General features: G+C 71.0%; 11 protein-coding genes. 4 read left to right on the top strand and 7 right to left on the bottom strand.

The genetic code is table 11. From position 1 onward, the window contains the following. Positions 1 to 33 precede the first annotated feature (33 nt). The gene (locus tag ACZ303_RS02655; RefSeq protein ID WP_467334304.1) at positions 34 to 864 is read left to right on the top strand and encodes a maleylpyruvate isomerase family mycothiol-dependent enzyme; all 831 of its coding nucleotides are present in this window, start codon (positions 34 to 36) and stop codon (positions 862 to 864) included. A gap of 79 nt (positions 865 to 943) precedes the next feature. Here ACZ303_RS02655 and ACZ303_RS02650 read toward each other — a convergent pair whose 3' ends face one another. The 6 genes from ACZ303_RS02650 to pdhA all read right to left on the bottom strand — a co-directional run bounded on the left by ACZ303_RS02650 (position 944) and on the right by pdhA (position 7,708). Further along, positions 944 to 2,242 (bottom strand): MFS transporter, encoded by a 1,299-nt coding sequence (locus ACZ303_RS02650; protein WP_467334302.1) that lies wholly within the window; start codon positions 2,240 to 2,242, stop codon positions 944 to 946. After that, complete coding sequence (locus tag ACZ303_RS02645) at positions 2,239 to 2,913, bottom strand: GntR family transcriptional regulator (RefSeq protein WP_467334301.1); 675 nt, start codon at positions 2,911 to 2,913, stop codon at positions 2,239 to 2,241. The genes ACZ303_RS02650 and ACZ303_RS02645 overlap by 4 nt, the downstream gene beginning before the upstream one ends. 102 nt (positions 2,914 to 3,015) lie before the next feature. Continuing rightward, a complete protein-coding gene (locus ACZ303_RS02640) occupies positions 3,016 to 3,840 on the bottom strand; it encodes a helix-turn-helix transcriptional regulator (RefSeq protein WP_467334299.1) in 825 nt (274 codons plus the stop codon). Positions 3,841 to 4,105: 265 nt separating this feature from the next. After that, on the bottom strand, positions 4,106 to 5,554 hold the full coding sequence (locus ACZ303_RS02635; protein WP_467334297.1) for a dihydrolipoamide acetyltransferase family protein: 1,449 nt from the start codon (positions 5,552 to 5,554) through the stop codon (positions 4,106 to 4,108). A gap of 22 nt (positions 5,555 to 5,576) precedes the next feature. Further along, the gene (locus tag ACZ303_RS02630; protein ID WP_467334295.1) at positions 5,577 to 6,557 is read right to left on the bottom strand and encodes an alpha-ketoacid dehydrogenase subunit beta; all 981 of its coding nucleotides are present in this window, start codon (positions 6,555 to 6,557) and stop codon (positions 5,577 to 5,579) included. Beyond that, positions 6,557 to 7,708, bottom strand: coding sequence for a pyruvate dehydrogenase (acetyl-transferring) E1 component subunit alpha (pdhA, locus tag ACZ303_RS02625; protein ID WP_467334293.1), 1,152 nt, complete (start codon positions 7,706 to 7,708; stop codon positions 6,557 to 6,559). The genes ACZ303_RS02630 and pdhA overlap by 1 nt, the downstream gene beginning before the upstream one ends. Before the next feature lie 363 nt (positions 7,709 to 8,071). Here pdhA and ACZ303_RS02620 point away from each other — a divergent pair, with 363 nt between their 5' ends. From ACZ303_RS02620 to ACZ303_RS02610, 3 genes are all read left to right on the top strand, one after another. Next, complete coding sequence (locus ACZ303_RS02620; RefSeq protein WP_215083341.1) at positions 8,072 to 8,731, top strand: response regulator; 660 nt, start codon at positions 8,072 to 8,074, stop codon at positions 8,729 to 8,731. A 124-nt stretch (positions 8,732 to 8,855) separates the two neighbouring features. Beyond that, positions 8,856 to 9,329: a pyridoxamine 5'-phosphate oxidase family protein gene (locus tag ACZ303_RS02615; RefSeq protein WP_467334289.1), complete on the top strand. Its 474-nt coding sequence runs from the start codon at positions 8,856 to 8,858 to the stop codon at positions 9,327 to 9,329. 15 nt (positions 9,330 to 9,344) lie between these two features. Then, positions 9,345 to 10,460, top strand: coding sequence for a phosphotransferase (locus ACZ303_RS02610; protein ID WP_467334287.1), 1,116 nt, complete (start codon positions 9,345 to 9,347; stop codon positions 10,458 to 10,460). 14 nt (positions 10,461 to 10,474) lie between these two features. On the opposite strand, the gene ACZ303_RS02605 is transcribed toward ACZ303_RS02610, so the two are convergent. After that, positions 10,475 to 12,115: a protein kinase domain-containing protein gene (locus ACZ303_RS02605; RefSeq protein WP_467334286.1), complete on the bottom strand. Its 1,641-nt coding sequence runs from the start codon at positions 12,113 to 12,115 to the stop codon at positions 10,475 to 10,477. Positions 12,116 to 12,266: the final 151 nt, after the last annotated feature.

Raw genomic sequence — 12,266 nt, 5'->3', positions numbered from 1 at the left:
TCCGCGCACCGCACGCACCGCCCGAGGGATTCCGTGACCGTCCACCCCAGCCTTCAGCCCAGCATCGACGCCTGGACCCACTCCATCGAAGCGATCCACGAGTTGGTGAAACCGCTCGCCGAGAGCGACTGGAACCGGGCCACCGAGTGCCCTGGCTGGTCCGTGCGCGATGTGGTCTCCCATGTCATCGGCGTCGAGAACGAGATGATGGGCGAGCCGCGGCCGATCCACTCGCTGCCGCGCGATCTCTACCACGTCACCGACGAGTTCACGCGCTACATCGAGGTGCAGGTCGATGTGCGGCGCTGCCACACCGCGCTGGAGATGACCTCCGAGCTGGACCTCACGATCATCAGGCGCTGTAGGCAGCTGCGCAACGAGACGCGCGGCCCGCAGACGCCGATCCGCTGGCCGCTGGGCACGAGCAATGAGCAGTCTCTCGAACGGACGCTGATCCGGCGGACGTTCGACGTATGGACGCACGAACAGGATCTGCGGCGGGCGCTGGGCGTGCCGGGCAATCTCGACTCCCCCGCCGCCGTCATCAGCCGGGACTTCCTGCTCGACGCGCTGCCGAAGGTCGTCGCGAAGGACGCCGGGGCGCCGCCCGGTTCGGCGGTGGTCTTCGACGTGCACGGTGAGCAGGAGTTCCTGCGGACGGTGCGGGTCAACGAGCAGGGGCGCGGGAAGATCGACAGCAGTGTGTCGCTGGGGCCGACGGTGACGCTGGCCATGGGCTGGGAGACGTACGCGCGGCTGGCGTGCGGGCGGGTGCACCCGGAGTCGGTGGCGGACCGGATCAAGGTGGAGGGCGAGCCGGGGCTGGCGAAGGCGATCCTGCGGGAGTTCTCGATCACGCCGTGAGCAGGCGTGAGCGGGCGGGGCGTACGGCGGTCACCGGGCGTGCGTCCGGCACCGCCGTCGGCCTTCCGGTCGGCCCCGATCACACGGGTACGTGCACCGTCGCCACTCTCGACGCGACGATCCGTTCCTCTTCGCGGCGTTGCGCCCGGGTGCGCAGGCGGAGGATCTGGGACAGGCCGAGGGCCTCCAGGACGAAGACGGAGGCGAAGGCGACGCGGTAGTCGTCGCCGGTCGCGTCCAGGAGGAGGCCGACGGCCAGCAGCGTGGTCATCGAGGCGACGAAGCCGCCCATGTTGACGATTCCGGAGGCCGTGCCCTGTCGTTCGGGCGGGTTCGCGGGGCGGGCGAAGTCGAAGCCGATCATGGAGGCGGGTCCGCAGGCGCCGAGGACGACGCACTCGGTGACCAGCAGCCACATCGGCGCGTGGGCGCCGGGCCAGAAGATGGTGGCGGCCCACAGCAGCGCGGTGGCGGCGACCGTGCCGAGGGCGAGCGGCAGACGGGCGGCGTGGTGGCGGCCGATGACCTGCCCGTAGACGAGCCCTATGGCCATGTTGGACAGGACGACGAGGGTGAGCAGCATCCCGGCGGTGCCCCGGGACAGGCCCTCCGCCTCGACGAGGAACGGCATGCCCCACAGCAGCAGGAAGACCATCGCGGGGAACTGGGTCGTGAAGTGCACCCACATGCCGAGCCGGGTGCCGGGCTCCTGCCAGGCCCGGACGATCTGCCGGCGGACGAATCCGCCGCCGGTGTGGGGGTGCGGGGCGGGCTCGTGGCCCTCGGGGTGGTCCTTGAGGAAGAGCAGCATCAGGACGAGGACGACGACTCCGGCGGCCGCGCTGCCGGCGAAGGTCCGGGTCCAGCCCGCGCTGTGCAGCAGGCGGGCGAGGACGATCGTGGAGATGAGGTTGCCCGCCATCCCGAACAGCGCCGCGACCTGCGCGATCATCGGCCCGCGGCGGGCGGGGAACCAGCGGGCGCCGAGCCGCAGCACGCTGATGAACGTCATGGCGTCGCCGCAGCCGAGCAGGGCGCGGCTGGCCAGGGCCGTGCCGTAGGAGTGGGAGAAGGCGAACGCGAACTGGCCTGCCGTGAAGAGCACGACGCCGAGCGTCAGCACCTTCTTGGTGCCGAGCCGGTCGACCATCAGGCCGACGGGTATCTGCATACCGGCGTAGACGAGCAGCTGGAGTATGGAGAAGGTGGACAGCGCGGAGGCGTTGATGTGGAAGCGTTCGGCGGCGTCGATGCCGGCCACGCCCAGGCTCGTACGGAAGATGATCGCGACGAAGTAGACGCCGACGCCCAGCCCCCACACGGCCATCGCGCGCCGGCCGCCGGGTGGGTCGCCGGGCAGCGCGGCGCCCTGGGTCATCGGATCTCTCCCCGGGCGAGGTTGCGCACCCAGCTGACGTGCTGGTCGATGACGTCGACGGCGGCCTGGGCATCGCCGGCGCGGAGGGCTTCGAGGATCTCGGTGTGCTCGGCGTGGTTCTTGGCGACGCGGTCGGGGTGGGCGTGCATGACGGCGACGCCCATCCGCAGCTGCCGGTCGCGCAGCTGGTCGTAGAGGCGGGAGAGGATCTCGTTGCCGGCGCTGCGGACGATCTCGGCGTGGAAGGCGCGGTCGCTGACGGAGACCGCGGCGAGGTCTCCGGCGGCGGCCTGTCGGCGCATGTCGTCGAGCAGCTCCTCCAGCCGTGTGAGCAGCCGCGCGGACGCGGGCACGGCCTTGGCGGCGGCGTACTTCTCGACCAGCAGGCGGGTCTCGACCACGTCCGCGATCTCCTGCGCGGAGACGGCGAGGACGAGCGCGCCCTTCTTGGGGTAGAGCTTGATCAGCCCTTCGGCCTCCAGCCGCAGCAGCGCCTCCCGCACCGGCGTCCGGGAAACCCCGACCGCCTCGGCCAGGTCGCCCTCGGTGAGCAGCGTTCCGCCTTCGTAGTGACGGTGGAGTACGGCGTCCTTGACGTGGGCGTAGACGCGGTCGGCGGCGGGGGGCTGCTTGGTGCCGGGGACGGGGTCGGCGAGGTGGGCGGTCGGCATGCGTACAGCTTAGATACATCATGTATGCGTGACGAGTGAGCGTCAGCCATCCGGACCGCTCGGGGTGGTCGGACCGTCCGCGGCGTCGACCCGGAGCCGCGGCTATCCGGGCTGTCCCGCCCAGCCGTCCATCGGCGTGATGAAGACGAAGCGCAGGTCCGGGCGCTGTATGGGCAGGAGGACGTGCGTGGTCACATGGATCTCCGCGTTGCCGTGGTACGGCAGCCGGAGACCGAAGACATGGCCGTCGCGGTGCTCCACCACGTCGTGCTCCTCGGACCAGATGCGGCGGCAGTCGGCGTCCGCGTCGAGGATGTCGCGGACCAGGGTGCGCAGTTCGGCGTCGGACGGGTCGCTGTTGGCGGCGACGCGGAGCATGGCGAGGTAGACGCGGGCGCAGCTGTTCTCCCAGTCGAGCATCTGCTCGCGGGCCTCGGGGTCGAGCAGGGCCCAGCGCATGAGGTTCGCGCCGGGTCGCCGGGTCCACGGAAACCACTCGGCCATCAGGGAATTCGCCGCGACGATATTCCAGGCCACGTCGGAGAGATAAGCGGGATACGAAACCTGCTGTTCCAGCAGCGACTTGACGCCGTGCGGCAGGTCCTTTCGGTCCCGGACGAGTTCGGGCGGGCGGCGGCCGCAGACCGCGAGAAAGAGCGTGAGGGTTTCCGCCTCGCTCAGCCGGAGGGCTGCCGCGACCCTCAGCAGAAAGCTTTCGGAGAAGTCCTGGCGACGCCCCGCCTCCAGGGCGCGGTACCAGCCCTCGCTGACCCCCGTCAGCCGTGCCACATGCGCCTGGGAGAGCCGCCTGCCGGGGCGGGGGACCGTGCCGCGCAGCTCGGGGACGGTCCGGGCGTCGACCCGGGCGCGCCACGCGCGGAGGAGGCGGCTGATGGATTCGCCATCCACGCGGTCGACGCCGTCCACGCGTCCTCCCAATCCGACACTGCAAGTGTTGGTCAATCCTAAGTAAATTGCCGAGCACGGGCCATTCCACCTTCTGCCAGGGTGGTTTTTCCCGAGGCCGCTCCGTTTGACGACGAAGGGCCCGGACGCCGCTCTCTCCTCACTGGAGGGGGGTGAGGAGGGAGCGTCCGGGCCCTTTGTCCATGGGTTCGCCTTTTGGCGATTACCCCGGCCGGCAGAATCGTTTTGAATTCAACCGACCGTGGTGATCAACGCCGTCCGGCCGTCAGCCCCAGGTGATCAGGCGCTGCGGGTTCTCCAGGACCGCCGCGATGTCCGCGAGGACCTTCGAGCCGAGCTCGCCGTCGACCAGGCGGTGGTCGAAGGAGAGCGCCAGGGTCGTCACCTGGCGGGGCTTGACCTTGCCCTTGTGGACCCATGGCTGGAGCTTGACCGCGCCGAAGGCCAGGATCGCGGACTCGCCCGGGTTGAGGATGGGCGTGCCGGTGTCGACGCCGAAGACGCCGACGTTGGTGATCGTGACCGTGCCGCCGGACATCTGCGCCGGGCTGGTCTTCCCCTCGCGCGCGGTGGCGATCAGCTCGCCCAGCGCCGCCGACAGCTCAGGGAGGGTCTTCGCCCCCGCGTCCTTGATGTTCGGCACGATCAGGCCGCGCGGCGTGGCGGCCGCGATGCCGAGGTTGACGTAGTCCTTGCGGACGATCTCCTGGTTGGCCTCGTCCCAGGCGGCGTTGACGTCCGGATTCCGCTTGATCGCGACGAGCAGCGCCTTGGCGACCAGCAGCAGCGGATTGACCCGCAGCCCGGCCATGTCCGGGTCGGTCTTCAGCTTCTGTACGAGCTTCATCGTGCGGGTCACGTCGACGGTGATGAACTCCGTGACGTGCGGCGCGGTGAAGGCGCTGGCCACCATCGCCTGTGCGGTGGCCTTGCGGACGCCCTTGACGGGGATCCGGGTCTCCCGGGCGGCGAGGTCCCCGGGGGCCGCCTGGGCCGCCGGTGCCGCCTCCGCCACGACACCGGGGGCGGCGACCGCCTGCGCGGGTGCCGTCCGCTCCACGGCGGCGGTGGCCGCGGCGTGCACGTCCTCCCGGGTCACCACGCCGTCCGCGCCCGTCGGGGTGACGGTGGCGAGGTCGATGCCGAGGTCCTTGGCGAGCTTGCGGACCGGCGGCTTGGCCAGCGGCCGGTCGCCACCGGCGGCGGGCGGGACGGGAGCGGCCGGGGCGGCGGGCGCGGCAGGGGCCGGCACCGTGTGCCCGTTCAGCTCCGCCTGCACCGCGGCCGCCACCGAGGACTCCGCCCCGGGCCGTTCCTTGCGCGCCCGGCGCTTCGTCGACGAGGGCGCGGCCCCGTACCCGACGAGCACGGCCTGCCGGCCCTGCGTCTCGGGCTCGGGCTCGGCGGCGGGCGCCGCCGGCGCGGCGGCCTCGGCGGGCCCGGCCCCCGGGTTCGTGTCCACGGAGATGATCGCCGTGCCCACGTCCACGGTCGTGCCCTCGGCGAAGCGCAGCTCGTGCACCACGCCGTCGAACGGGATCGGCAGCTCCACGGCCGCCTTGGCGGTCTCCACCTCGCAGACCACCTGCCCGTCGGAGACGGTGTCCCCGACGGCCACGTACCACTTGAGGATCTCGGCCTCGGTGAGCCCCTCGCCCACGTCGGGCATCTTGAACTCGCGGAAGCGCTGGTCGTTGGCAGTGCTTGCAGTCATCGTCACGGCTCTCCTGTCCCCCTCAGTACGCCAGCGCGCGGTCGACGGCGTCGAGCACCCGGTCCAGACCCGGCAGGTACTCGTCCTCCAGCCGGGACGGCGGATACGGCGCGTGGTAACCGCCGACCCGCAGCACCGGGGCCTCCAGGTGGTAGAAGCAGCGCTCGGTGATCCGGGCGGCGATCTCCGCGCCCGTGCCCAGGAAGACCGGCGCCTCGTGGACGACGACCAGCCGGCGGGTGCGCTCCACCGACGCCTGGATCGCGTCGAAGTCGACGGGCGACATCGAACGCAGGTCCAGCACCTCCAGGGACTTGCCCTCCTCCTCGGCCGCGGCGGCGGCCTCCAGGCAGGTCTTCACCATCGGCCCGTACGCGGCCAGGGTCAGGTCCGTGCCGGGGCGGACGACGGCCGCGGCGTGCAGCGGCGCGGGGATCGCGTCCCGGTCGAGCTCGGACTTGTCGTGGTAGCGGCGCTTGGGCTCGAAGTAGATGACCGGGTCGTCGCTCTGGATGGCCTGCTGGAGCATCCAGTAGGCGTCCGAGGCGTTCGACGGGGAGATCACCTTCAGGCCCGGCACGTGCGCGAACAGCGCCTCGGGGGACTCGCTGTGGTGCTCGACGGCGCCGATCGCGCCGCCGTAGGGGATGCGGATGACGACCGGCAGCTTGATCTTGCCGAGCGCGCGGGCGTGCATCTTGGCGAGCTGGGTGACGATCTGGTCGTACGCCGGGAAGACGAACCCGTCGAACTGGATCTCCACCACCGGCCGGTAGCCGCGCAGGGCCAGGCCGATCGCGGTGCCGACGATGCCGGACTCGGCGAGCGGGGTGTCGATGACCCGGTCCTCGCCGAAGTCCTTCTGCAGGCCGTCGGTGACGCGGAAGACGCCGCCGAGCTTGCCGACGTCCTCACCCATGATCAGGACCTTGGGGTCGTTCTCCAGCGCGGTGCGCAGCGAGGCGTTGATCGCCTTGACGATGGAGAGCTTCTCGGCGGCCATCAGTTGCTCTCCTCTGCGAAGGACGCCTGGTACGCGGCGAATTGTGCGCGCTCCTCGTCGACGAGGGCGTGGCCGTCGGCGTAGATGTTCTCGAAGATCGCCATGTTGTCGGGGTCCGGCATGGTGCGGACGGCGTCGCGCACCCGCTTGGCGAGCGCGTCGGACTCGGTCTCCAGCGCGGCGAAGAACGCCTCGTCGGCGTGGCCCTCGCGCTCCAGGTGGGTGCGCAGCCGCAGGATCGGGTCCTTGGCCTCCCACAGCTCGCGCTCCTCGTCCCGGCGGTACTTCGTCGGGTCGTCGGAGGTGGTGTGGGCGCCCATGCGGTACGTGAACGCCTCGATGAGCATCGGGCCCTGGCCGGTGCGGGCGCGCTCCAGCGCGGCGCGGGTGACCGCCAGGACGGCGAGGACGTCGTTGCCGTCGACGCGCACGCCGGGGAAGCCGTAGCCCTGGGCGCGCTGGTAGAGCGGGACGCGGGTCTGCCGCTCGGTGGGCTCGGAGATGGCCCACTGGTTGTTCTGGCAGAAGAACACCACGGGGGCGTTGTAGACGGCCGAGAAGGTGAACGCCTCGGCCACGTCGCCCTGGCTGGAGGCGCCGTCGCCGAAGTAGGCGATCACGGCGGAGTCGGCACCGTCCTTGGCCACCCCCATGGCGTAACCGGTCGCGTGCAGCGCCTGCGAGCCGATGACGATCGTGTAGAGGTGGAAGTTGTTCTCGTTGGGGTCCCAGCCGCCGTGGTTCACGCCACGGAACATGCCGAGCAGGTTGGTCGGGTCGACCCCGCGGCACCAGGCGACGCCGTGCTCGCGGTAGGTGGGGAAGACGTAGTCGTCGGGGCGGGTGGCCCGGCCGGAGCCGATCTGCGCGGCCTCCTGGCCGAGCAGCGAGGCCCACAGGCCCAGCTCGCCCTGGCGCTGGAGCGTCGTCGCCTCGGCGTCGAAGCGGCGGGTCAGCACCATGTCCCGGTACAGGCCGCGCAGTTCTTCGGGCGTCAGGTCGATGGAGTAGTCGGGGTGCTCGACCCGCTCGCCCTCCGGGGTCAGCAGCTGTACGAGCTCGGGCTCGCCCGCACCGGCGGCCGTCTTGGCCCCGGCCCGCTTGCTGCTGCCACGGCGCGGCTTGCGCGCGGCAGTGCTGTCCACAGTCACGTGTGCTCCTCCGTCTGTCCGGCCCCCGGGGTCGCCGGCGGCCAGAGGGGGTCCCCCCGCCGTGAGACAGGGGAAGGCTCGCTCGATCCCCGACGGCACACGGGGTGGGTGTGCCGAGGCCGGAACCGGGCGTGACAGGTGCCCCGGCTAAAGGCCTGCAATAAGCACGTTACCCAGAAGGCCGCATTCCTGCGAAACCCCGCCTGACCTGCAATTTTGCTTGGATTTCCAAGTAAATCGAGAAAGCGGGGCAACGCTCCTGGTCACGTCCTTGTGAGCACAGCCCGTGCGAGCTGCCGGAACGACCGCACGTTATCCCGGAGGACAAGAGCAGGGGAAGACTTGGTGTGTGAGACTGGCACTGTGCCCGAACAACGAAAAATCACGGTATTTCTGCTCGACGACCATGAAGTCGTCAGGCGTGGCGTGCACGAGATGCTCTCCGTGGAGGCCGACATCGAGGTCGTCGGCGAGGCCGGAACGGCCGCCGACGCCTTGGTGCGCATTCCGGCGACGCGGCCGGACGTCGCTGTTCTGGACGTACGTCTCCCGGATGGCAGCGGGGTGGAAGTCTGTCGGGAAATCCGCTCCCAGGACGAGAACATCAAATGCCTGATGCTCACCTCCTTCGCGGATGACGAAGCGTTGTTCGACGCGATCATGGCGGGCGCGTCCGGTTACGTACTGAAAGCGATCCGTGGCAATGAGCTGCTCTCGGCCGTACGGGATGTCGCGGCCGGGAAATCCCTGCTGGATCCCGTGGCGACCGCCCGCGTGCTGGAGCGGCTGCGCGACGGCAAGGACCGCAAGGGCGACGGCCGGCTCGCGACGCTGACCGACCAGGAGCGGCGGATCCTGGACCTGATCGGCGAGGGCATGACCAACCGGGCCATCGGCGAGCGGCTGCACCTCGCCGAGAAGACGATCAAGAACTATGTCTCCAGCCTGCTCTCCAAGCTGGGCATGGAGAGGCGCTCGCAGGCGGCCGCGTACGTCGCCCGCCTCCAGGCGGAAAAACGCTGACCTGCGACTTCTGCCCCGAGCGCACCCCTGGACACCCCTAAAAGGGTGATTCGGGACCAACGTCCTGAAGTAAAGGGGCGGGTGCCCCTATAGGGCCGTGGGGCGAGAGGGCACAGTGGTGACCATGTTCTCCGCGCCCACCGGGCCCTCAGACGGTCACGACGCCGGTCACGGCGACCGCGACCAGTACCGCGCGCTCGAACTGCTCGGCCGCACCCCCTACGGCAGGGTGTCGGTCAGCATGCGCGCGCTGCCCTTCGTCACCGTCGCCCGCCACATCGTGGCCGGCCGCCAGGTCCTGCTGCGCCTCCACGGCGGTTTCGGCTACGCCCAGGCGTGCGACGGCAACGTCGTCGCGTACGGCGCCGACAACCTCAGCGACCGCCCCGAGGGCGACGAGGACGTCTGGACCGTGCAATTCGTCGGCACCGCACGGCTCTTCACCCCCGGCCCCGCCGAGCTCGACCGCTTCGGCCGTCCCCCGCGCACCGCGGACGCCGCGCCCTTCGAGCCCGAATACCTGTGCATCGAACCGCAGTTCATCACCCTCCACCGCCTGGAAGGCGTCCCGGCACGACAGGTCGCGCACTCAGCCTGATCTAACATTTGGAGCGTGCCGCGCTCACTTGTCCCCTCTCTCGCCTCTCCCCCCGGGGGACTTCAGGGGGACGGCGGCCTCCCGGGGCCCGGCGACGACACCCTGCACGCACTCCTGCGCCGCTACGGACAGGCCGGCGAGCCGGTCTCCTGCGTGCCGCTGACCGAGGGCCTCCTCAACCGCGGCTACCGCCTCGTCACCACCCGCGGCCACTTCTTCCTCAAGCACCACCTCGACGGCGACCACGCTGCCATCGCCCGCCAGCACGACGTCACCCTGCGCCTGGCCGCCCTCGGCCTGCCCGTGGCGCCGCCCGTCGCCGACCGCGAGGGCTCCACCGTCACCGTCCTCGACGGCCGCTGCTACGCCCTCCACCCCTGGATCGAGGGCCGCCACCGCGCCGGCGGCGAGCTGACCCACGCCCAGTCCCGCCGGCTGGGCGCGCTGCTGGGCCATGTGCACATGTGCCTGGAGAAGGTCTGCCTGGAGGCCGAGGGGGACGACGAGGCCCTGCAACGCCCTGAGAGGCCGCCTGTGGGCCTCTCAGGGGTGGGACAGGACGATGACGCCTCCGCGGATCCCCAGGACACGTACGCCCTCATCGAGGACCTTCTCGCGCTCGTTCGCCGCGGCCCCCGCGACTCCTTCGACGAACTCGCCGAGCACCGGCTCGTCGAACGCCGCGCCCTCCTGGAGCGCCACGCCCACCGCCGGCCTGCCGCCGCCCCCGCCCGCGGCTGGGTGCACGGCGACTTCCACCCGCTCAACCTGCTCTACCGGGGCGGCGAGCCCGCCGCGATCGTCGACTGGGACCGCCTGGGCGTCCAGCCCCGCGCCGAAGAGGCCGTACGGGCCGCCGTGATCTTCTTCCTGCGCCCCGACGGCACGCTGGACCTCGCGAAGATACGCCCCTACGCGCGCGCGTACCGGCGCGCGTGCGGCGCGGGAACGGCGGAACTGGCGGCGGCGGTGCACCGGGTGTGGTGGGAGCGGCTCAACGACTTCTGGATGCTGCGCTGGCGCTACCAGCTGGGCGACCACCGCGCCGACCCCGGTTTCCCGGCGTCGGCGGCGCTGTCGGTGTGGTGGACGCACGCGTACGAGGACGTACGCGACGCGTTCACCGACTGAACGGCGGCGGGCGGTCAGCCCGTGACGCCGGTGGCACCCTGGACGGTGCCGGCGTTGGCGCCGCCCTGGTTGGTGTTGCCACTGGTGGTCGTATTGCCGTTGGTGCTGCCGGTCGCCCCGCCGGGGTCGGCGCTCGCCGACGGCTTGTTGTCGCCGCCGGTCGTGCCGCCGGTCGTGGTGTCGCTGGATGCCGAGGAGTGGCCCGAGGGCTCGCTCGAAGCGCCGTTCGTCGGCTCGTTCGAGTGACGCCTGGTCGGCTCGTCGGTCACGTCCTCGTCGCCGGTCGAGGGCTCGGTGACGCCGCCGTTGCCCGTGGTGCCACCGCCGGTCTGCGGGGCGGGGCTCTCCTTGCGGGGGCTGTGGGAGGGACTGGGGTTGGAAGGGGACGAGGAGACAGAGGGCTTCTTCTTCTCGTGCTGGGCGCCGCCACCCGTCTTGCTCATATTTATGGCGTAGACCACGCCCGCCGCGATCGCGAGCACGGCGAGCACCGCGACCAGCAGCATCCTGCCCTTGCTGCCGCCGTTGCCACGACCCCGGCCGCCGTTGCCGCCGTAGCCGCCGTCGTCACCGCCGCGGGACGGGATGAGCGGCTGCTGCGAGGTGTTGCCGTGCACCGGGTGCGGCATGGCGGTGGTGCCGGCCATGCCGCCCATGCCGAGGGCCTGGGTGGCGGCGGTGGCGTGCGCGACCGGGCCGGTGTCCCAGCTGCCGGTGTGGGCGCCGCCCTCGTTGAGCATCTGCAGCGCGTACTGGACCAGCCCGCGCATCTCCTCCGCGCTCTGGAACCGGTCGTCCGGGTCCTTGGCGAGGGAGCGCATGACCAGCCCGTCGAGCTCGGGCGGCAGGCTGCCGAGGACCTGCGACGGCGGTACGGGAGTGTCCTGAACGTGCTGGTAGACGACCGAAAGCGGGGTCTCGCCGGTGAACGGCGGGCGCAGCGCGAGCAGTTCGTAGAGCAGGCAGCCGGTGGCGTAGAGGTCCGAGCGCGCGTCGACGGTCTTGCCCAGGGCCTGCTCGGGCGACAGGTACTGCGGGGTGCCCATGACCATGCCGGTCTGGGTCATGGTGGACGCCGCGCCGTGCAGGGCGCGGGCGATGCCGAAGTCCATGACCTTGACGGCGCCGGCGTTGGTGATGATGACGTTGGCGGGCTTGATGTCGCGGTGGACGATGCCGTGCTGGTGGCTGTAGGCCAGCGCTTCCAGCACACCCGAGACGATGATGAGGGCCTGCTCGGGCGGCGGTGCCTCGGCATCGAGCAACAGGTCGCGGATGGTGCGGCCTTCAACCAACTCCATGACGATGTACGGCACGACGTTGCGGCCGACGGTGTCCTCGCCCGAGTCGTAGACGGCCACCACCGCGTGGTGGTTGAGGCCTGCGACCGACTGCGCCTCGCGCGTGAAGCGCGCCTTGGAGACCGGGTCCTCGGCGAGGTCGGAGCGGAGCAGCTTCACCGCGACCGTGCGGCCGAGGCGTACGTCCTCGGCGGCGAACACCTCTGCCATGCCGCCGCGGCCGAGGCGGTGGGTGAGGCGGTAGCGGCCGTCGCCGACCAGTCCGCCATTACCCCACATTTCAGGCACATCGGGCATACCGCCCCCGTTGGCGTCAGGGTCCATCGGACCCTGGGCGCTCTGCGTCTGTGCCATCAGTCCTCGCCGTCGTGTCTGGCCGCTTCGCGCGGGAGGCGCTGCGGGGAAAACGGTCTTCCGTTAAGGCACGCTACAGGCTCCAGGCCGCGCGCCGGTCCGGGATGGACGCGCTATCAAACCTGGATGGGCCTGAGCAAGGCAAATCTCG

It is taken from the genome of Streptomyces sp. NPDC023527 (assembly GCF_055560115.1).
The sequence above is the reverse complement of the archived record's forward strand: the minus strand, read 5'-3'. Positions and strand labels throughout refer to the sequence as shown.

Bases quoted from the DNA above. Each gene is read 5' to 3' on its own strand.
- ACZ303_RS02645 (WP_467334301.1), bottom strand. From the start codon at position 2,913: ATGCCGACCGCCCACCTCGCCGACCCCGTCCCCGGCACCAAGCAGCCC.
- ACZ303_RS02650 (WP_467334302.1), bottom strand. From the start codon at position 2,242: ATGACCCAGGGCGCCGCGCTGCCCGGCGACCCACCCGGCGGCCGGCGC.
- ACZ303_RS02630 (WP_467334295.1), bottom strand. From the start codon at position 6,557: ATGGCCGCCGAGAAGCTCTCCATCGTCAAGGCGATCAACGCCTCGCTG.
- ACZ303_RS02605 (WP_467334286.1), bottom strand. From the start codon at position 12,115: ATGGCACAGACGCAGAGCGCCCAGGGTCCGATGGACCCTGACGCCAAC.
- ACZ303_RS02635 (WP_467334297.1), bottom strand. From the start codon at position 5,554: ATGACTGCAAGCACTGCCAACGACCAGCGCTTCCGCGAGTTCAAGATG.
- ACZ303_RS02615 (WP_467334289.1), top strand. From the start codon at position 8,856: ATGTTCTCCGCGCCCACCGGGCCCTCAGACGGTCACGACGCCGGTCAC.